Origin of the sequence: Sulfitobacter sabulilitoris, from assembly GCF_005887615.1 — a bacterium.
In the GTDB taxonomy this organism is placed as follows: domain Bacteria; phylum Pseudomonadota; class Alphaproteobacteria; order Rhodobacterales; family Rhodobacteraceae; genus Sulfitobacter_E; species Sulfitobacter_E sabulilitoris.
In genome coordinates this window covers 1,329,821-1,350,237 of the sequence record NZ_VANS01000001.1, presented here as the reverse complement: position 1 = coordinate 1,350,237, position 20,417 = coordinate 1,329,821, and the positions used below count along the sequence as shown (strand labels likewise).

16 protein-coding genes and 1 tRNA gene are annotated in these 20,417 nt (G+C 62.0%); 10 read left to right on the top strand and 7 right to left on the bottom strand.

Annotation, left to right across the window (positions count from 1 at the left end):
• Nucleotides 1–9 precede the first annotated feature (9 nt).
• Nucleotides 10–1,017 carry a sterol desaturase family protein gene (locus FDT80_RS06405; RefSeq protein ID WP_138661358.1) on the bottom strand — a complete coding sequence of 336 codons (1,008 nt, stop codon included), beginning with the start codon at nt 1,015–1,017 and terminating at the stop codon, nt 10–12.
• A gap of 466 nt (nt 1,018–1,483) precedes the next feature.
• Between FDT80_RS06405 and FDT80_RS06400 the strand changes: the two genes are divergently transcribed.
• Nucleotides 1,484–5,140 carry a peptidoglycan-binding protein gene (locus FDT80_RS06400; RefSeq protein WP_170311798.1) on the top strand — a complete coding sequence of 1,219 codons (3,657 nt, stop codon included), beginning with the start codon at nt 1,484–1,486 and terminating at the stop codon, nt 5,138–5,140.
• Between the two features lie 127 nt (nt 5,141–5,267).
• Here the strand turns inward: FDT80_RS06400 and FDT80_RS06395 are convergent, their stop codons facing one another.
• The gene (locus FDT80_RS06395) at nt 5,268–6,065 is read right to left on the bottom strand and encodes a LuxR C-terminal-related transcriptional regulator (RefSeq protein ID WP_138661357.1); all 798 of its coding nucleotides are present in this window, start codon (nt 6,063–6,065) and stop codon (nt 5,268–5,270) included.
• 181 nt (nt 6,066–6,246) lie between these two features.
• On the opposite strand from FDT80_RS06395, the gene FDT80_RS06390 reads away from it, so the two are divergent.
• Together FDT80_RS06390 and FDT80_RS06385 are read left to right on the top strand one after the other, a co-directional pair.
• The gene (locus tag FDT80_RS06390) at nt 6,247–6,660 is read left to right on the top strand and encodes an ester cyclase (RefSeq protein WP_138661356.1); all 414 of its coding nucleotides are present in this window, start codon (nt 6,247–6,249) and stop codon (nt 6,658–6,660) included.
• Nucleotides 6,660–7,853: an MFS transporter gene (locus FDT80_RS06385; RefSeq protein WP_138661355.1), complete on the top strand. Its 1,194-nt coding sequence runs from the start codon at nt 6,660–6,662 to the stop codon at nt 7,851–7,853. Before FDT80_RS06390 ends, FDT80_RS06385 begins: the two co-directional genes overlap by 1 nt.
• Nucleotides 7,854–8,105: 252 nt before the next feature.
• On the opposite strand, the gene FDT80_RS06380 is transcribed toward FDT80_RS06385, so the two are convergent.
• Nucleotides 8,106–8,549 carry a hypothetical protein gene (locus tag FDT80_RS06380; protein ID WP_170311797.1) on the bottom strand — a complete coding sequence of 148 codons (444 nt, stop codon included), beginning with the start codon at nt 8,547–8,549 and terminating at the stop codon, nt 8,106–8,108.
• 705 nt (nt 8,550–9,254) lie between these two features.
• Entirely contained in the window at nt 9,255–10,475 is a 1,221-nt protein-coding gene (locus FDT80_RS06375; protein WP_138661353.1) for a cytochrome P450, read from the bottom strand.
• A gap of 756 nt (nt 10,476–11,231) precedes the next feature.
• On the opposite strand from FDT80_RS06375, the gene FDT80_RS06370 reads away from it, so the two are divergent.
• Nucleotides 11,232–11,846 (top strand): thermonuclease family protein, encoded by a 615-nt coding sequence (locus FDT80_RS06370; protein ID WP_138661806.1) that lies wholly within the window; start codon nt 11,232–11,234, stop codon nt 11,844–11,846.
• Between the two features lie 271 nt (nt 11,847–12,117).
• Here FDT80_RS06370 and FDT80_RS06365 read toward each other — a convergent pair whose 3' ends face one another.
• Complete coding sequence (locus FDT80_RS06365; RefSeq protein ID WP_138661352.1) at nt 12,118–12,402, bottom strand: hypothetical protein; 285 nt, start codon at nt 12,400–12,402, stop codon at nt 12,118–12,120.
• A 78-nt stretch (nt 12,403–12,480) separates the two neighbouring features.
• On the opposite strand from FDT80_RS06365, the gene FDT80_RS06360 reads away from it, so the two are divergent.
• Nucleotides 12,481–12,909 (top strand): tyrosine-type recombinase/integrase, encoded by a 429-nt coding sequence (locus tag FDT80_RS06360; RefSeq protein ID WP_138661351.1) that lies wholly within the window; start codon nt 12,481–12,483, stop codon nt 12,907–12,909.
• A 61-nt stretch (nt 12,910–12,970) separates the two neighbouring features.
• On the opposite strand, the gene FDT80_RS06355 is transcribed toward FDT80_RS06360, so the two are convergent.
• A tRNA-Cys gene (locus tag FDT80_RS06355) sits at nt 12,971–13,044 on the bottom strand.
• Between the two features lie 218 nt (nt 13,045–13,262).
• Nucleotides 13,263–13,766 (bottom strand): GreA/GreB family elongation factor, encoded by a 504-nt coding sequence (locus tag FDT80_RS06350; RefSeq protein ID WP_138661350.1) that lies wholly within the window; start codon nt 13,764–13,766, stop codon nt 13,263–13,265.
• 339 nt (nt 13,767–14,105) lie between these two features.
• Between FDT80_RS06350 and edd the strand changes: the two genes are divergently transcribed.
• The 5 genes from edd to FDT80_RS06325 all read left to right on the top strand — a co-directional run bounded on the left by edd (nt 14,106) and on the right by FDT80_RS06325 (nt 20,041).
• Nucleotides 14,106–15,905, top strand: coding sequence for a phosphogluconate dehydratase (gene edd / locus FDT80_RS06345; RefSeq protein WP_138661349.1), 1,800 nt, complete (start codon nt 14,106–14,108; stop codon nt 15,903–15,905).
• Between the two features lie 25 nt (nt 15,906–15,930).
• Nucleotides 15,931–16,578, top strand: coding sequence for a bifunctional 4-hydroxy-2-oxoglutarate aldolase/2-dehydro-3-deoxy-phosphogluconate aldolase (gene eda, locus FDT80_RS06340; protein ID WP_138661348.1), 648 nt, complete (start codon nt 15,931–15,933; stop codon nt 16,576–16,578).
• Nucleotides 16,579–16,767: 189 nt separating this feature from the next.
• Nucleotides 16,768–17,421, top strand: coding sequence for a protein-L-isoaspartate O-methyltransferase family protein (locus FDT80_RS06335; protein ID WP_138661347.1), 654 nt, complete (start codon nt 16,768–16,770; stop codon nt 17,419–17,421).
• 61 nt (nt 17,422–17,482) lie between these two features.
• A complete protein-coding gene (locus FDT80_RS06330; RefSeq protein ID WP_138661346.1) occupies nt 17,483–18,907 on the top strand; it encodes a TolC family outer membrane protein in 1,425 nt (474 codons plus the stop codon).
• 192 nt (nt 18,908–19,099) lie between these two features.
• On the top strand, nt 19,100–20,041 hold the full coding sequence (locus FDT80_RS06325; protein ID WP_246039880.1) for a hypothetical protein: 942 nt from the start codon (nt 19,100–19,102) through the stop codon (nt 20,039–20,041).
• The last annotated feature ends 376 nt before the right edge of the window (nt 20,042–20,417 follow it).

Genomic DNA, 20,417 nt, shown 5'->3' with positions numbered 1-20,417 from the left:
TGCGCAAGGCTATTCAGCCGGAGCCCGATGCGTGTCGCGCTTGGGCTTGAGGCGGTGCCAGATCTTGATGCAGGGCGTCACGTACAGACCGAACAGCGACCGGTATTCCGGCATTTCGTCGTCGTCGATCCCGAATTCCATCCGCTCGTCGAACCGGGGCAGGTAGAGCGTGCCGAACAGCTTGTCCCAGAACGCAAAGATATGCCCGAAGTTGGTGTCGTAATGCGCAGGCGATTTGCTGTGGTGCACCTGGTGCTGTGCGGGCGAGATGAAGACCCTGTTCCAGAAATCCCCGTAGGAAATCCAGATGTGGCTATGACGCAGGTTGTAGCCGGCCAGCCGCCACAGCCAGATTCCCACAAGCGTGCCGAACAGGTTGTAAGGCATGATGTCCTGCCCGAAGACAAGCACCCAGATCCCGACGCCCAGACCGATCACGAGGGCGGAAATGGCGGAACTGAACAGCGCCTCGAGCGGATGACGGCGCAGCGCGGTGACGGGGGTCATTACCTCGGCGGAATGGTGCACCTTGTGCAGTTCCCACAGGATCGGCACCTTGTGCTTGAGGTAATGGGCATAGGTCGCGCTGAAATCCCACAACAGGGTCAGGAACACCGAATAGATCACGCGCTGCGTCAACGAGACCTCGGCCTGGCGCGTTTCGAGCCCCATGACGCTGCCGGTCGAGACGATGAATTCAGAGACAAGGGCCGGGCTGAGCAGTGCCGAGATCGTGATGAAGAACAGCACGAGCTGATTGATGAAGAAGACGGCATAGTCCAGCTTTGCCGAACTGTGCAGAAAGATCCGGCGCGGCAGCAAAAGCGCCACGATGTGCCGGGGTTTGAGCGATGCCAGCCCGACCTTTTTCGCCCGCCGGATCACGACCACGGCAAAGGCGATGGCAAAGGCCACGAAGAGGGGCAGAATGCTCAGGAAATGCCCGGGATCGAACAACACCCCGAGGGTTAGATCCCACACCTGGCCCAGTGGCGCCATCCATTCCCGATCCTGCATTGTGTGTCTCTTTCAGGCGTCGTTTCCGTCCCCCCAGTCGTCGCCCGCCAATATGTCCAAATTGAGGCGGTATCGTGCAAACTCCGGCTTGAAATCCAAGACCGTTTCCAAAATGACACCAATTTTCAGGGGTCCGGTTGGCCCGCGACCTGTCTGGTGACTCGGGCGGATTGCCCGCGGCGGCCGTGTCGGGTGCGGCGCAGGTCGGACATTCTGGACTTTTTCAACGATCGCGCCGACATCGGCGCGGCGGTGTTCGGGGCGCGGGGGGGCTCTGTCGATACGGCTGCCTGCGTGATCCACGCACCCCATCGACGCACAGCCCGGCGCCCAAGACCTAACAAGACAAAGAGAAAGAGGAACGCCGCAAACCGGTGGCAGCATAAGATTGCCAAGAAATTGATTGTTGCGCAATTTTATTATAAGATTGGCGGTATTTCAGGAAAAATTTTGAAGGGGTGGGGATATGCTCAAAGTGTTTTTGGTATGCCTGTTCATCACGGCAAGCGCCGTTCCAAAGCTCGCAAGTGCACAGAGCCTGAACGACGTGCTGCAAGGTCTCAAGATCATCGGCGAGACGGAGAACATCCTGCGCCAGCAGCAAGCCCCTGCGCCGCCCCCGCGCCAGATCGACAGGGCGCAACCCCCATCACAGAGCGGCGCGGCCCAGCCATCCATGGCCCGCAGCGATATCCGCGAAATCCAGTCTCTGTTGGCGCAAAGCGGGTATGATCCCGGGCCCATCGACGGCCTCATGGGGCAGAAGACACGCACTGCGATCCGCGCATTCGAACGCGACAACGGGTTATCCGTCACCGGTCGCCCAAGCCGTCAGCTGCAAGCGGACCTGAGGCGCGCCGTTGCCCGGATCGCAATCCCGGAGCGCCCCGCCACGGGGGCCGTCCGCCCAAGCTTTGACTGCGCGCGTGCGTCTACACCGACCGAATTCGCGATCTGTGGGTCGACGGACCTTGCCGAACTGGATCAGGCCATCACACGCAACTACGCATTCGCTCTCGAGAGTGCCGACGCGACAACAGGCGCGGCAATTCGCAATTCTCAAAAGGCCTGGTTGGACAGCAGGGACAGATGCGGTGGCGATGTTCAATGTCTCGCGATCTCGATGGCCACCCGCGCCCAGGGCCTGGCCGCCATCGCGTCGAGTGGATACGGTCAGGACACGGCAGAGGCGCACGAACCGGATGGCGAGACCTATGGCGCCGCTGGCCCGTCATTCGCGCAAGGCCCATTGGACGCCGCAGCAAACGAAGAGATATTCATCAGCCGTTTCGGTCCGGGTGGATATATCGACAAAAAATGGAACGCACAAAGCGTCATCGAGGCGCAAAGAGATCTGTTGGCCAGTCTCGTTGCGGCCTCGTTACTTGAGACCCCTCAAAAAGACACGCTCCTCGATTTCCAAAGGTTGACTGAACGGGACATCACAGAGGCCATGCGCATCGCGGATGTGGGCGTTTCGAGACAGGTTGACCTGCTGTTGAAAAAGGGCCGGATCAAGACGATGTCCGACCTGTTTGAAGTCGTCCGGTTGGACCTGAACCAATTCGAACAGCGTCGTCTGGAATCCGCACTGCGCGACAAGGCGACGGCGGCGGTCGCCAGGTCCGCCAGCCCATCCAAAAACGTGACGTTGATCTGCGTATTGGACGCGGAAGGCTACGATTTCGACAGTCGCCGGTTTCCATTCGATCAAGACGACGTTGCCCGATGCTTTGACGGCGAGCCAAACGCGATCGGTACGGTCATGGGCATGAAGGTTCAGATCCCGATCGAAACCGACGTTCGGCCGGATGCCTTGCCTGTCGACGAGCGGCGTGCCGAGGAGATCGTCGAGCGGTCGGGCGGCCCGAGATTTGCTTTGGCCGTACCCGTGACGCTGCGCGGGTACGTCATGGCACAAGACCAGAAGCGTGCGTCATTGAGATTTGTCGCCAGCGTGACCGGCCCCATCGAAGTCCGGCGGGCGAACGAGTTGTCCGAGGTGCTCTACCGGTTCTCGGACGCCGAGCTCAGGGATGTGGCCGATACGCCCCATACACGCAGACTGAAAGACTTCGACCGTGTCTGGTGGCTCGATACCCCGGACGAAGTCAATGTGGTCGCGGCACGCGCCGAGCGGATAGCGATGCACCGCCTCGATACGGATGACCTGTTTGCGACCGAGACCGGCCTGAAATTCGCGTTCCGGACCGACTATGCCGAACATCTGGTTCAGGGCAGCCGCAGGCTTTCGGATTTCATCAGGAGCCGGAACAGCCACCTGACGACCCTGGCAAACATGCTCGGCGTGCCAATCGATGCGATCGTGGAGGTGCCGTTGGCCAGCGTTGTCGCGCGGTCGGCATTCGATCGCGTGATCCTGCTCCTTCCGCAGCCCACCAGCGCTTATGGCGTGGACCAGGACCTGCCCGCCTATGAGAAGCGCGATGGCGGTTGGCCGTTTTCGACTGTCGAATTGACCGTCACCGCCGAAAGGATCGTGACGATGCCGGATGGCTCCGAGCGGCTGGTCCTGGCGGGCTACCCTGACAGGCTTGTCGTTCGGCGCTCAAACACCAGGGTCAAGTGGCAGGACGCTCCGGAAATTGCACAGATTGCGTTCTCGAAGGCGAAGCAGGCAGATTACCGGACGGTTGAACTGGCATGGCGTTCCGATCTGATTTTCGATGCGGCTGAGGCTGCTGGATCGACGGCATCCGACATCTTTCAACGGCAGCTCGACAACAGCCGCTTTGGCGGATCGGACGCTTTTGCCAAACGTGCGGCGGCGGCGGAACTGCTTGAGGCCGCGCGCAGACGCGATGCGGATATCGATACGCATTGGATGCGGGCCCGGGTAAAATTGGACCCCTATGATTTCGAGCGGGAAGGCTGGCGGATTGGAAGCCTGTCCCCGGCGCTGAGCGAGGAGACGCCCGAGGCGGACCGGGCGCTGCGTGTCACACTGATCTCTGACACCGAAGACCACAGGCTGTTCGTTCCGGCGTTGGCAGACATTGCACAGGGCCTGCAAGCTGCTGCCAAGACCTTTCCGGACCTCGATGCGCTGATTGCATTCGATGTCACTGGCGTCGATTCGACCTATGGGTCCGACTTCGGTCGCGGCATCAATCTGCTCTACCGACCGTCCGAGATCATCTTTTTCGACGCCGGAGAGGGGCAGACCGTCATTGATGAAACAAAGGTGCTGCTTCGACATCGGTTTGAGGGGCCGGATACCGGCGATGCGTCGCGATCCGAAACGCAAAGCCCGCCACTCGGAACGCCAGAGCCCTTGCGGATCGAAGCCGGTTCATTCTCCGTCCTGGGCGTGTCACTGGGTGATGCCTACGACGCCGCGGCCGAGGTTCTGGCCGAGCGGATCGGTGCCGATGCACGGTATCGCGCAACCGTCGAGGACCGGCAGGCGTTTGCCGCGCGCGACGGTGCAGTCGAGATTTCCGCGTATGAGCCCTATCACAACGCCACGTTGCTGGAATCATCAGAAAGACAGGATATGATCGCCATCTATCACGAACCACCGTTGCTCGGGGGTGTCGTGACGGGCATTTCAAGAACGCGTCTCTTTCCGGATGGCAGGGGGCCCAGTTGGCCCCAACTGCGCGACCAACTCCTTAAGACCTATGATGTGCTCACGCCCGAAGACCTCGCAGGGGGCGACGAGCCACGCATGATGATCCTGTGGGACATGCCCCCGCAGATCGCCGGTCAGCCGGTCGATGCGGGCGAAAGCGCGTGCAAACGCTCGATTGCGGGCAGCATCAGCGGTATCGCGACTGCCTTTGCTCTCGACGCGCAGGCGCGCGCCAACGATTATCTGCGCCCGATCGACAACCGTGCCGCGTGGTTTGCTCAAGACGGCAATGCGATCGTGCCGCGTGTTGCCGCTCCAATGCCCTTGCCGGCGGTCTTCGGCAGTCGGGAGACCTGCCCGGATCGCGAGGTCATGATCCTGGTTCTGGAGTATGGTCCGGACGCGCGGGTCCGCGAGTTTCGCCAGGTGATTTCGAATCCTGCGGCCATGGCCAGGGTCGCGGCGGATCGCAAGGATCAGGCCACGACCGCGGCGCCATCTGCCGAAGCCCCGGATTTCGATCTATAAGCTGACCACGGGGTGCGCGCAGGCGTGTTGGGTTTGCCGGCACCCGGCGATTGGCTTCACTTGGCGGAGTTGCCCATGCCGAACCGTGGGTTCATCCACCAATTTGCTGCAATACCGACGTGCTCGGTCATCGGCGGGCTGCACTTATGAGGCGCGCGTTCTCCAGGGCGATGACGCTTTGCGCCGCAAACATCTGCGCAAGGCGCAGCGTGTCGTCCGAAAAGGGACGGACCGTTTGACGATAGATCGTGAAGGCCCCCACGAGCTTGTCCGCGGCCAGCATCGGGATAGCCGCAAAAGATCGCGCGCCGCCAAGGTCTGCGGTGGCAAAGCGCAATGGGTCGTCGGTGCGATAGATCGCTTCGGACTTGACATCGATGATGTTGATGACCTCGCGCTGCTTGCTCATCCGGCCAAGGCCGGTCTGCCGGCTTGCGCAGAACGTGCCGCTGTCGTCGAGCCAATCCTGAAAGGCCTGTGGAATGCCTTGCGTGAAGCTGGCGAGAAACCGTTGGTTCTGGCGGTACTCGAACAAGATCCCGAATTCGGCGTCGCAGAGCTCCAGCGCGTAGCCGAGAATGGAGGGCATGACCAGGTCCAGATCACCATGCGACGCGCTGATTATCCGCAAGACCTCGCTCAGCGCCTTTTCGCGGCTCAGCGCCTCTTCGAGGCTGAGCGCAAGTTCTGAGACAACGGCGCGTAGTTCCGCGTGGCTTCGGGGTTCGATGTCAGCTCCGCCAAGCCGGTTCGCCAGCTCGACCTTCGAAGACACCTCCAGTTTGCGGTAGATCGTGGCCAGATGCGTGCGAACGGTTGACGGTGCGATGCAAAGGCTTGCGGCAATCTCCTGATAGCTGGAACCTGCCGCATAACGCTGCGCGATTTCCTGCTCCCTATCGCTCAACTGGGCCTGATCTCGCATCGCTCTCATTCTGCTGGTGGATCGCGGCGAGTGTGAACAAAACACGCAAATCGCGCAATCCTGCAGATGCAGTAGGCGAATACTGCAGGCCCGGAGGCCGTTTTACCGCATTTGCCCGATACGCAGCCAAAATACACTGGTGTAGCGTTCAGTCCACAACCGAAACACAAAGGAGTGGGCGATGCCGGATCTTGAAACTGCAAAGGCTTTTTTCGAGGCATGTGAAACCGGCAAAGGCTGGGCCGCCTGCCGAACGTGGTGCACTGGCGACGCCAGTTTTTCCTGCCAGGCCGATGCGCTGTCGGATACGGCGGTCCTGTCGGATTATTGCGACTGGATGAAGAACCTCCTGACGCCAATTCCCGATGGGCATTACGTGCTCACATCCTTCGCGATGGACACCGAGCGGGGAACGGCCGTGGCCGCCGCCGCGTTTCATGGCTCGCATACGGGTGAGGGTGGACCGGTTCCGCCCACCGGAAAAAGGGTCGTATCGGATTATGCCTATGTCCTGGAATTCGATGGCGACAAGATCAGCCATATGACGAAAATCTGGAATGACCTGCATGCCCTGCGGGGGCTTGGGTGGGCGTGATGCGCTGGCGGATCCTTGCTCTGCTGTTCTTGGCCCGTATCGGGCTGGGACTTCAGTTTCAAACTCTGGCCTCGGTTGGTGACAGCCTGACATCCGACTTCGGGCTGGATTATGCGGGCGTCGGTCTGCTTATCGGGCTGTTCATGCTTCCCGGGCTGTTTCTTGCGCTTCCGGCGGGCTATCTGGGCCGGTTCGCGACGGACCGGCAGATGGTCGTGACTGGACTTGGGGCCTTGGCTCTTGGGGGCCTGGTCTCTTCGATTGCGGCGGACAGCGCGATGATCGGTGTCGGTCGCCTGATCGCCGGTGCCGGGTTCCTGTCGGCCACGCTTTATTTCACGAAAATGGTCGCTGATTGGTTCGAAGGCCGCGAAATCGCGACCGCGATGAGCATCCTGGTCATGAGCTGGCCCTTCGGGATCGCTATGGGGCAGGTTGGCCATGCCTGGCTGCAGCAGACCTATGGTTGGCAGGTTCCCTTTCAGGCCGCGTCTGCCTATTGCCTGATCGCAGCCCTTGGCGTCCATGTGCTTTACCAAGCGCCGCATGATCTGCCCGCGGCCGACACCGCCGGGGCCGCACGCATGACGCCCCTCGAATGGCAGCTTATCATCTGCGCGGCGGGCGCGTGGGCTGTGTTCAACGCGGGCTATGTCACCTACCTGTCGTTCGGGCCGAAGGTGCTGGAAGGCTTTGGCCAATCGGCCCTGGCCGCGGCCGGTATCATCAGTATCGGAAGCTGGGTGATGATAGTGTCTGGCGCGGTGTGCGGGCAAATTGCGGATCGGTTCGGTCGCCGCGACGTGATCCTGACCGTGTGCATGGGCGGCGCGATCGCGGCTTTGATGCTGCTCGGTGTACCGCGGGCGGGATTCGCCGCCAGCCTGGTGTTCGGTTTGGTTGGCATGGCTCCGGCGGGCGTGATCATGGCGATGGCGGGCCAGGCCCTGCGCCCGCAAGTGCGCGCTTTTGGCATGGGCATCTTCTTTACGATCTACTTTGCGATCATGATGGCAGCGCCGCCTGTCGCGGGCGCCATCCTGGACCTCACCGGGCAAGAGCAGGGGCCGATGTTGCTGGCCATGGCTTTGTTTGCCCTGGTTGTGCCGCTGTCGCAGAGCTTCAGATACTTCGCCTCAAGGTCGGCGGCGGCCTGCCGCGAAACATCCAAACCTGATGTGGGGACTGCTTGATCTTGATGGAGTGGACGATCGACGACCGCCCGCTGCGACGACGACCGGGGGCAGGGGGGTGGCCGCTCGCGCCTGCCACGATCCCACCGGGACGGCGGTTCCGGCACATGTCTGCCGTCGCTCCGGCAGGCATGGGACCGACCCGGCAAGGCGCAGACGCCCTTCATTCACAGTGCGGATTGCGGGCCTGAACCAATCGTGGGCGGTGTCATACTTGTTGGTCCGCGCCAGTTCCAGGCCCGCAAAAGGGCTTCACTCGATCGGGATCATCAGGTGAGCATAGGGCGTTCCCGGCCACATGACCCACGGTTGGCTGGCCCCCTCCGGAACCTCTTGAGGATAACTGTCGAGCATCGGTTTCGCTTCGGGGCCCACAACCATCACGTGCGGTCCCGCGACGACCCACTGGTTGTCCGCCGTCTCTTCGGTGGCATAGGGGTCCGTATTGCTCGCGCCCTCGTCGCCAAGCAACATGTAGACAAAGCCCAGTGTCTCCGGCGGGTCTTCCTTCTTCATCCATGCGTCAAGGAACGACATCGCCGCCGCATCGGCGCACATCGGGTCGGTGCCGGGATACATGCAGGTCCAGCCGTTGCCGCCCTCGCGGAGGGTCATCATCTCGCCTTCGGCGGGAAAGTGCAGAAGCGTTGCATCTTCAAGCACAGCTGCGGGTGCGACGCCTTCAAGTCGCTCCATCAGGCCCTCTGCGGTGACATCTTCCGCCCACGCGGCGGAAGCCGAGGTGAGAAGCATACAGGTCCCAATAATTACAGTCTTTGATAGGTGTTTCATGGGAGCGCCTTCCTTTCTCCAAGGTTCACGCTATCGCCATCGAACATACCAGCACGACGGCGGTAGTCGTTTGTATTGTACTCTTTTCCGGCGATTTCGGCAAAGGTCTTCGACGGTTTCGTGATGACTGTAACAAGGACCTGACCCGCTTGGCCCCAGGGCTGGGTTTGTCATGGCCCGGGCAATGCGGATGTCATCCTGGATTGGCTTTTTCGCGGTTTCGAAACCGGTAGTCCGCAAATGGATGGCAACGTCGCCCCCCTGCGCATGGACACAGGCAATGACGCCAAGACCGCAAGCGGCACGGTCCTGGCGATGCGTTTCACCGTCGATACCGGTTTCGCGCGGCAGGCCCGTGCCGCAGACGGAGGACCGCGCCGATGTCGTGACCCGCGCTGTCGGCCGCATGGGGACGATGGCCGAAAATCGGCCAAACACCGGGACGGAGCTTGAAAGGGCAGGCGTTCACGACGCGCATCTGTGGCGGGTGTGAGAGATTGTGGCGCACCAGCCGCGATCGCGGCCTAAAGAACGCGGCCTGACCCGTGACATTGGGGCCATGCTCCGGCATCGGCATCGGCATCGGCGATTTGAGATGACGGATGAGGTTCAGCCCGCGGGCGATACCGACATGCCTGAAATTCCACGTGTGCCGGATACCCCGCGCATCCGCGGTTCAGGGCCCGAGAGCTGAGCATCCGGCCAATACCGGGCAAACGCGGCCAATGCTTCTTCCAATTCGATCCGCGCCAATGCCTCGCCCAGGCAGCGGTGCGCGCCGCTTCCGAAGCCGGGCGAATACCGGGGGTGATCCTCACGCGTGATATCGAAACGCTCGGGATCGGCATAGACAGCCGGGTCGCGCAGCGCCGTCAGCACAACGGGACTGAATATCGTTCCCGGCACGATGCGGGTGCCCGCCAGTTCGAACTCGGTGACGGCGATGCGCCCCAGGCTGCCGACAACGGGATCGAACCGCAGCCCCTCCTGCACAGCCGGTCCTTTCCAGCGATCCGGGTCGGATTTCAGAAGGGCCCATTGCCGGGGGTGCTGCAACAGACGCGCCAGGGTCATCGCCATGCTGGCGCGTGTCGTATCCGACCCCCCGAGGATCAGTGTGACGATGGTGATGCGGATCTCGTTTTCGCTCAGCGCTCCCTCTTCGACGGAGGCGAGGAATTCGCTTAGAAAATCGCCCAAGGGATTGGCGCGCCGTGTCGCAAGCAGTTCTGAGACATACTCCGTCAACATGCCCATGTCGGCCTCGGCCTCCCGGATCACGTCGTCGGAACGGACGGCAAGCGCACGGATTGCGGAATAGACCAGTCGCGTGAAGCGCGGAACGTCGGTTTCCGGCACCCCGAGCACGCGGGCAATGATCAGGGCGGGCATCGGTCCCGCGATCTCCTCAAGCAGGTCAACATGGGTGGATGCGGCGCGCGGTTCGATCAAGGCTTGGGCGGTTGCGGCGACCGCGGGTCTGAGAGCTTTCATCATCGGAAAGGCGAAGGTGCGGGCCAGAGGGGTCCGGCGGGCACGGTGTCTCTCGGCGTTGGACGTGAGCAGTGAATTGGCGAAGAAATCAAAGATCGGGCCTTCGGTGATGCCACGCAGGCGAATGCCCTCGGTTTCGATCTGACGGGTGTAGCGGTCGTCGAACAGGACGGCCCAGTGACCGTAGGGGAAGGAATAGACCATCCCGATGCTGTCGCGCGCCAGCGGTCCCCTGGCCCACTGCGCCGCAAGAAAGGCGTGGTCATCGATCTGGTCCACGCGCGGCTGGATGATGGGCAGGTCCCGTATGCGGGCGGGGGTGGCGTCATTTGGCATGGAGCGGATCCTTTTGGCGAGACATCGCCCTGACGGCCTTTCCTGCGATGAACCCTTTCCCAATGCCAGGCTCGGGTCAAGCGTGTCGGGGAACAGCAAGCAGGCGGCTTTATGATCTGCTTGGCGGAAGAACGGATCCAGAAGGGAGAGCCTTCGCCGGCGATCGAGGTCGATCCGACTTTATCAGTCACCCTCTGCGTCAGTTTTTTTGACACCCGACAGGCCCTCGCTTGTCCCCTCTGCCCGGCCGGTGTTCGATGCGCAGCCCCTCGACACCTATTCGAAGAGACGGGGTGGGATATTTTTTGGGATACCGCAGCCACGGACCACGACGTCGATGCGGACAGACCCAAGCGCGAAGAGACGCAAGCGGTGGCGAGGTTTTCTTCTCGAGCCGGAGGGATGGGCCCGCTGAAACAAAAAACGCTATGTCTGGAACGGGTTGGATCGGACGAGAACACCACGGGGTGTGTCCCGCGTTGTGTCACACCTGACCGTTCAGCCGCTGCTTTTTTGAACAGAATGAAATGGAGGCGAGTACCGGAATCGAACCGGTGTACACGGATTTGCAAGACTAGGATTGTGGCTGAAAAATATAGTTTTTTTGTTTAGACGAATAAAGTGTTTCGGCGGAACATAGCGGGAATGTTTAGACGTTGGGAGGGAGCGGAAACTGTTTGTTTTCTGAGAAGACGCGCGACACACTCCAAGGTTGTTGCTACCGTCAGTTTCAATTGACATTATTTGGATGAATTTATGCTGCGATTTTTGTTTCGCGCACTCTTCAGTGCTTCGCGCCAAGTTTCTGAAAGAAAAGTTAAAGCCACAGAAGAAAGTAATCGATCACAAGGTACTGAGAAACATTTGACGCTGGTACCTTCTCCAGAGCCTCAACAGAAGGCTGGAGGTCAACGGTCAGCGACGTTCGATGCAGAAAACGCGGCACCTGCTCAGAAAGGGCGCGTCATTCAAGGTTCTGCCTATGTAACGGACGGTGATACCATTGTAATCAAAAAAACGCAGATCCGCTTGTTCGGTGTAGATGCACCCGAATTGGGCCACCCATATGGTCAAAAAGCCAAATGGGCGATGGTGAGGCTATGCAAAGGCCAAACCGTGCGAGCGGAAATAACCGACACTGATACGCACGGTCGCACCGTTGCGCGGTGCTATTTGCAAGATGGCCGCGACCTTTCTGCCGAGATGGTGAAGCAAGGACTTGCAATTGATTGGCCCAAGTTCTCCGGTGGTATCTACAGCAGCTTGGAAATGCCTGATCTGCGCAAGAAACTGTGGCTAGCAGATGCGCGTCAGAAGGGACGGATGCACGTCTGGGAAAAATTCGAACTTAACAAAAGTCGGCGGAACTAACGGCCCAAAGCGGCCCTCCAACTATAGACCGCAATGCTGCGGCGCGGCTTGTCAAACCCGCCGTTCGTGCACTTTGCATTAATCCAATGACAGAAATAATAGCAATGGCCGCCGGCTTTTTTTTCGTGGGATGCTGAAACGTGAAATTCCAAAAGAGCGGCACGTCGCCGCCATTGAGAAGGATCTTCTCCTGACGACGGCATCAGGTTGTCGGACCGTATCACGCGAGTGAGTTATTATTGTGGTTCGTGGTCTAGAAAAAAGTGACCAATCAGGAGCCGATCGGGTGGAGGTCCACGCCTGCCTGCTCCGTGGCAATGGCGACAAACCGCCTAAGAACCTCGGTCGTCAGCCATGTCTTTTCGGACAACTGCCAAACCCATCCAAGAATTTGCTCCGCTGTTTCGCACTCTTCAAGAGGTATGTCATAGGTCGTGGGTGCATCACAAAGTTCGTTTAGATCAATCACTATGTACCCATCGTCTACAAACACTATTTTTTCCATTTTCACTCGGTGTTCTTCTGCTATCTGATGAATTTCTTCCAGTGTACTCATCGAATCCGTTCCATTTGTTAAGCCGTGTAAGGCCAGATACTTTCACGACGTTCCCGCGCATTCAACTGCACAAGCTGTATGGGTGACGTTCTGGAAATGAGTTGGTCTGACATTCAGGAGGATGCTTTCGTCATTCGCCAGAAAAAAACGGGCAAGGAGCTATGGGTTCCAATTCTTGCAGAACTAAGCGCAGCGTTGAATGCTGCTAGCCGTCACTCGGTTTTCATTCTGACAAACGAGAGAGGTACAAACCGTTGGTCTTATCGCGGGGCATCCCAGGCGGTACGAAATATCAGAGAGAAGATTGGGGCGGTTACCTACGACATTCATAGCTGGCGCTACAATGCGGCCTGTGAGCTTCTTGAGGCGGGGTGCAGCGACGATCTGATAGCGGCTGTGACGGGACAGAGCCCCGCGATGGTCCTGCACTACACCAAGAAGGTGAGGCAGAAAATCAGGGCCATTGAGGCGCAGCAAAAGAGAACGGAACAAAAACGGAATGTTTAGGCGCTTGTTTAGACTTCAAACCGATCTCTAGCCTTCGACCTGCTAAGTGGTTGAAGTTAAATGGAGGCGAGTACCGGAATCGAACCGGTGTACACGGATTTGCAATCCGCTGCGTAACCACTCCGCCAACTCGCCGAAGCCATCGTGTGCTTACGATCCGGTCCGAGTATCGTCAAGCGATTATCGGCGCGCCTTTGCAAACTTTGCCTCGGCGCGAGAGACGCTCGGGATGGAGGGGCGCGCGGCTTTCGCGTCCGGGCCCGAACGGCCCATCCGATGGGCTGGCTGCGGGCTGTGCCGCGCACACGGTGAGTGTCGCAAGACAGGCGTTCTTGCGGATGCCCGCAGAGGCGTCAGGCGTCGGGAAAACGGATGTCCATGACCTCGAGGCTCACCGTGCCGCTGGGTTTCGCCCAATCGACGCAATCCCCGACCTGCGCGCCCAAAAGCGCGCGCGCCAAGGGTGAAAATGGCGCGATCCGCCCTGTCGCCGGATCGGCTTCATCCTCGCCAACGATCTGGTATCGGTGCCTGGTGTCCTGTGCGTCAGCCACATCCACGACTGCGCCGAAGGCGACGATGCCCGGCGGTTGCTGCGCAGGATCGACCGGCACGGCGCGGTTGATGCGCTCTTCCAAGAACCGGATATCGCGCTTGGCCACCGCCATCGCCTGGCGGCTGGCGATCGTGTCGTCTTCGCGCTGCATCGCGGCCAGATCCGCCCGGGCCCGCTCCAGACGGTCGTGCAACGCGACAAGACCCTGCCGGGTGACGTAATTGGGATGCGGGCTTTGCGGCAGATCGGGCAGGCGGTCGGCTTCGGGGCTGTCGTCTTCCTTGGTGAATGCTTTGCTCATCAGGCGTCCTCGGGTGGCGGTAAGGGATGAGGTAAGCATATCGACAGGTCAATCAAGGCGTCTATCCCGGGGCGGCGTACAATAACCTCGGCGGATCGGCGCGTGAATCGGGGCGGTGCGGGGCATGCATCCAGACAGAATGGTTTTGCCCGAAGTGGTTTTCCGTGAAAGGGTCCGGGGCAAGCAGGGCGACCGCCCGACCCGGTGCACAGGTCCGCCGCCTGTCACCCGAAGTGGTGGTGCAAATGATTGCCAGCCGTGCCCGCAGATGATATGTTAGCGCTAACTTTTCTGATGGCGCATCTGACCCGCCGCGCCGATAGCCGAGAGGACAATCGAATGCTGAATGACACGCTTGACCGCGTCACCGACCGCATCATCGCCCGAAGCGAGGACACGCGCCGCGCATACCTTGACCGGATGCGCGCCGCCGCGCAGGACGGTCCGGCGCGCGCGCATCTGTCGTGCAGCGGTCAGGCGCATGCCTATGCCGCCGCCGGCCCCGACCAGGACGCGCTGGCGACCCGCGACGCGGGCAACCTTGGCATCGTGACCGCCTACAACGACATGCTGTCGGCGCATCAGCCCTTTGAAGGGTTCCCCGGCCTGATCCGCGATGCGGCGCGCGCGGTCGGCGGCACGGCGCAGGTCGCAGGCGGCGTGCCCGCGATGTGCGACGGTGTCACCCAGGGCACAGCGGGCATGGAGCTAAGCCTGTTTTCGCGCGACGTGATCGCGATGGCGTCTGCCGTTGCTCTGTCGCACAACACGTTCGACGCGGTGGTTTTCCTCGGCGTCTGCGACAAGATCGTTCCGGGGCTGGTGATCGCGGCGCAGGCATTCGGCCACATCCCGGCGGTGTTCCTGCCTGCGGGGCCGATGACCAGCGGTCTGTCCAACGACGAAAAGGCGAAGGTGCGCCAGCAGTTCGCCGCCGGCGAGGTGGGGCGCGATGCGCTGATGAAGGCCGAGATGGCCGCCTATCACGGGCCCGGCACCTGCACCTTTTACGGCACGGCCAACACCAACCAGATGCTGATGGAATTCATGGGCCTGCACCTGCCGGGGTCGAGCTTCGTCAATCCCAACACGCCCCTGCGCGAGGCGCTGACCCGCGAAGGGGCGCAGCGGGCGCTGTCGCTGAGCCATCTGGGCAACAATTACACCCCCGTCTGCGATGTGCTGGACGAGCGTGCCTTTGCCAACGGGATCGTCGGACTGCATGCCACCGGCGGCTCCACGAACCTGCTCATCCATCTGGTGGCGATGGCGCGGGCCGGGGGGATCGTGTTGGATTGGCACGACTTTTCCGATCTGGCAGAGGTCACGCCGCTGCTGGCGCGGGTCTATCCCAACGGTCTGGCGGATGTGAACCATTTCCATGCGGCGGGGGGGCTGGGCTATATGATCGGTGAATTGCTGGGCGCCGGGCTGCTGCATCCCGACGTGACCACCATCGCCGGGCAGGGGCTGGAGCGCTATACGCAGGAGCCCAAGCTCAAAGACGGTGCGCTGACCTGGGAGAACGGGTCGGGCGAAACGCTCAACGACAAGATCCTGCGCCCCGCGAGCGATCCGTTCCAGCCGACCGGGGGGCTCAAGCGGCTGACCGGATCGCTGGGCACGGCGGTCACGAAAATCTCGGCCGTGAAGCCGGAACACCACGTGGTCGAAGCGCCCGCGCGCGTCTTTCATGATCAGGAGGCGGTGAAGGCCGCCTATCACGCGGGCGAGCTGAACCAGGATACGGTGGTCGTGGTGCGGTTCCAGGGGCCCAAGGCCAACGGTATGCCCGAATTGCACAGCCTGACGCCAGTGCTGGCGAACCTGCAGGCGCGCGGTCACAAGGTGGCGCTGGTGACCGATGGGCGCATGTCCGGCGCGTCGGGCAAGGTCCTGTCGGCGATCCACGTCTGCCCTGAAGCTGTCGATGGCGGCCCGATCGCAAAGGTGGCCGATGGCGACGTGCTGCGGGTCGATGCCACGCAGGGCGTGTTGCAGATCGTGACCCAAGGCGTGTTGGACCGCCCCGTGGTCGAGGCCGATCTGAGCGGGAACGAAGCCGGATTGGGCCGCGAGTTGTTCGCCACTTTCCGCGCGCGGGTGGGGTCGGCGGAAACCGGGGCCAGCAGCCTGTAGAGCACTGTTTCAAAAGGAATTTACGATGCCGATAAAAAAACGCAGCGCCGAGACGCGCGAGATATGCGCCCGCGCGCCCATCATCCCCGTGCTGGTCGTGCATGACGTGGCCCATGCCCGCCCCTTGGCGGAGGCACTGATCAAAGGCGGCTTGCCGGTGCTCGAGGTGACGCTGCGCACGCCCGCCGCGCTTGAGGCGATCGCCGAGATGGCGCAGGTCGAAGGCGGCATCGTCGGGGCGGGAACGTTGATCACGCCGCAGGATGTGAGCCGCGCGATGGCGGCGGGTGCGCGCTTCGGCGTGTCGCCGGGGTCGACCGATGCGCTGCTGGACGCGGCCGAAGCTGCCGGTTTGCCGATGCTGCCGGGCGCCGCCACCGCCACCGAGGCGATGCGCCTGCTGGCGCGGGGGTACGACATGCTCAAGTTCTTCCCTGCCGAAGCCTCTGGCGGGGCGCCGGCGCTGAAATCGCTCGCCGCGCCCCTGCCGCAGATCCGGTTTTGCCCCACGGGCGGAGTGAACCCCGACAATGCCGGGAGCTATCTGTCGTTGCCCAACGTGGCCTGCGCGGGCGGCAGCTGGGTGGCCCCAGACGACCTTGTCAAGACCGGCGACTGGGACCGGATAACCGCCCTGGCGCGCGCTGCCAGCGTCCTTCCGCGCGCAGCCTGACAGCCCATCGCAAGCTGTGCGGATCGCCGCGCGCGGCAATCTGGCGAAAAAAACTTGCCTTCGCTTGATCTTGTGCAGTTTTGCACCTGCGGGTAGACTTACCCTGACGCGGCCCGCCCTTGCCGTTGCTGCGCGCGCCAAGATATGGCACAGCAGGCGCGACAGACCCTGAACGAACGAGTTTAGCCCATGACAGACTTCGCCGCCCGCCGGACCATGATGGTCGATACGCAGGTCCGCCCGTCGGATGTGACCAAGTTCCCGATCATCGACGCGATGCTTTCCGTTCCGCGAGAGGACTTTGTGCCCGCGGCCAAGCGCGAGGCGGCCTACATGGGCGAAAACCTCGATCTGGGGGGCGGGCGCGTGTTGCTGGAGCCGCGCACGCTGTCCAAGATGCTGGATGCACTGGCGATCACAAACAGCGAACTGGTTCTCGATGTCGGGGCGGCGATGGGCTATTCTTCCGCGGTGATCGCTCACATGGCCGAGGCCGTGGTCGCCGTCGAGGACGACGAGGCGATGGCCAAGGAGGCGCAGGAGGCGTTGACGGGGGCGGGGATCGACAATGTCGTGGTGCATGTCGGCCCGCTGACCGAGGGTGCCGACCAGCATGGCCCCTATGACGTGATAATCGTCGAAGGCGGCGTTCAGCAGGTGCCCGATGCCCTGATTGACCAGCTCAAGGACGGGGGGCGCATGGCCTGCCTGTTCATGGAAGGCGCGCTTGGTGCCGTACGCATCGGTTACAAGGATGATGGCCACGTGTCGTGGCGGTTTTCGTTCAACGCGGGGGCGCCGGTGTTGAAGGGTTTTGAAAAACAGAAGGCATTTCAGCTTTAGGATTTTATCACCGGTCCGCGGCCCTTGGGCATGCAAGCCGGCACAGCAGGGGGACACGGCAATGATCGCAGGGCTCAAGACGGGATGGAAACTGGTGGCGGTCGTGGCGGTCGCGGGTCTGATCGCGGGCACGCCGCACAAGTCAGGCGCCGAAACGCTGGCCGATGCGCTGGTGGGCGCCTACACCACCAGCGGGCTTCTGGATCAGAATCGCGCGTTGCTGCGGGCTGCGGATGAGGATGTGGCGACCGCCGTGTCCGCCCTGCGCCCCATTCTGAGCTGGTCGGGCGACGTGACCCGGACCTTTGGCAACTCGCTGGGGTCCAACACCTTCGGAGCAAAGCGCAGCATCGGCAACACCTCGGTGTCGGCGGGTCTTCTGGCGCAACTTTTGCTGTGGGACAGCGGCGCGGCCTCTCTCGGGATCGGCGTGGCCAAGGAAAGCGTTCTGGCGACGCGCCAGACCTTGATCAGCATTGAGCAGCAGGTTCTGTTGCGCGCGGTGTCGGCCTTCATGTCGGTGCGCAGCGCAAGCGAATTCGTGGCCCTGCGGCAGAACAACCTGCGACTTCTGACCGAAGAGCTGCGCGCCGCGCGCGACCGGTTCGAGGTGGGCGAGGTGACGCGAACCGACGTGGCGCTGGCCGAAGCCCGTCAAGCCGAAGCGCGCAGCGGTCTGGCCACCGCGCGCGGCAACCTGTTGCAGGCCCAGGAAGAATACAAGAACGTCGTCGGCCGCCGCCCCGGTCGTCTGGTTCCGCCGCCGTCGCTGCCGCGGGTGGAGCGCAACGTGAACACCGCCAAGGCGCTGGCCGTTCGCACCCATCCCGACCTGCGCGCGGCGCAGCATCAGGTTGCGGCCTCCGAACTGGCCATCCTGCGTGCCAAGGCGCAGACCAAGCCGGTGCTGCGTGCGACCGGTTCGCTTGGCGTGACGGAAAGTTTCAACTCGGACGCCTATACCCGCAGCGGCACCATCGGGCTGGAAGTGTCGGGGCCGATCTATCAGGGCGGCGCGTTGTCGTCGGGCGTGCGCCGCCAGATGGCACAGCGCGATGCACAGCGCGCCAACCTTTACCTGGTGCGCAACACGATCGAACAGAACGTCGGAAATTCATTTGCGCAACTGGACGCAGTGCGCGCCAGCCTGTCGGCCAGTGACGAACGTATCCGCGCCGCGCGCATCGCTTTTCGGGGCATCCGCGAGGAAGCGACGCTGGGCGCGCGCACCACGCTGGATGTGCTGGATGCCGAACAGGAACTGCTGGATGCCGAAGCGGCGCGCATTTCCGCGCAGGCCGATCTTTATGTCGCGGCCTATTCCATCCTGTCCTCGATGGGCTTGCTGACCACACAGAACCTTGCGCTGGGTGTGCAGCAATACGATCCGGCGGCCTATTACAACATCGTCAAGAGCGCACCGACCGGGCGGTCCAAGCAGGGTCAGAAGCTGGACCGTGTGTTGCGGGCGCTTCAAAAGGACTGACAATTTTACGCAGCCATTGTGAGAATCCCTCCCTCGCGCTAGACTGTTCGCCGAGGCCAGAGTGGTAATTAAAAAATGTCAGATCCCGTAACAAACGCCGAGGTGGAAGATGTCTTGTCTTCGATCCGTCGATTGGTATCCGAAGATAAACGCCCTGCGCGCCAGGAAACGACAAAGGCTGTCAGCGACCGTTTGGTCCTGACGCCGGCGTTGCGCGTGGCCGAGGATGTGCCGCCCGTCGAAGAGCAGCCGCCCGCGGAGTCCGCGCAAGAGGCTGCTGAGCGACACGACGAGGGCGCGGCGCCCTTTACCGCCACCGATTTCGATGACGACGATGATAGCTGGGAACAACCCTCAGCCACCGTGCACGAGATGCGTGTCGACGCCGTAACAGCCAAGCAGGACGATGATGAAGCGTGGCCGGACGATCGGTCGGAGGGCGCCCTTGCTGGGTCAGACGACCCCGATTGGACGGTTCCGGACCATGATCGGGACGCTCTGAACGACGACGGGCACCAAAACCCCGGACCAGCGGAAAGCGCGGCGCTCGATGCCGGTGGGCATTCGCAGGCCGCCGAAGCCGCAAGCGATCCCGCACCGGACGAGGGGAGCGCCGACGCTGCGCATGACGCCAGCGACGATGACGGTGACACCGATGGATCGCAAGCTTTGAGCGCCGAGGGGGACGACAGGCAGAGCGACGCCGCCGCCACGCTGAGCGCGAAGATCGCCGCGCTGGAAACGGCGATCGGCCGGATACCCGGCGAATGGGAGCCGGACGACACCGGCACGGATGACTATTCCGGCACCGACGCGCCGACCCTGGATTGGGAAGACCACCTTGAGTTCGACGCCAAAGGCGCACCCGTGCGCCGCGCGGTTCCCACTGCGGCGCAGGATGCGGCTCGGGACGACGCGACAACGGACACACCGCCGCCGCAGCAAGCCGAAGCGTTGGACAGCGGCCTGGCCGCGGATGAGCAGTTGATCGACGAAGAGGCGCTGCGCGATCTGGTGGGTGAAATCGTGCGCTCCGAACTTCAGGGCGCGCTGGGCGAGCGGATCACCCGAAATGTGCGCAAACTCGTGCGCCGCGAAATCCATCGCGCGCTGGCGGCGCAAGAGCTCGATTGATCCCGGCGCATTGCGTACTGCCCTGGGCCGCAAATGGTCGATGGCCAGAATAGCTGTGCACGGTGTGCGGGCGGCGTATCTTTGCACCGCGGTGACGCATAGGGTGGTCGGGTCTTTCGCGGTGGCGCGAATGTGTTGTCGGGCAGGCCGCAGGATACGCCGAAGCTGCCCTTTTGTTGCAAATGCGCCACGCGAAGTTCGGCGCCGGTCCGGTCCCGTGACACCCTTTGTCATTTTGGAACAAGACGCTTGAACCAAGCGGCGTACGGTTCGGCGAGGTGCATGGAAATCGGGGCTTGCAACTCTGCTGCCGCCCGCTTGTTTCTTGCAGGCAGGGCCGTGCGGTATCGCCGTTTGGCGTATGTGTTTGAAAGCT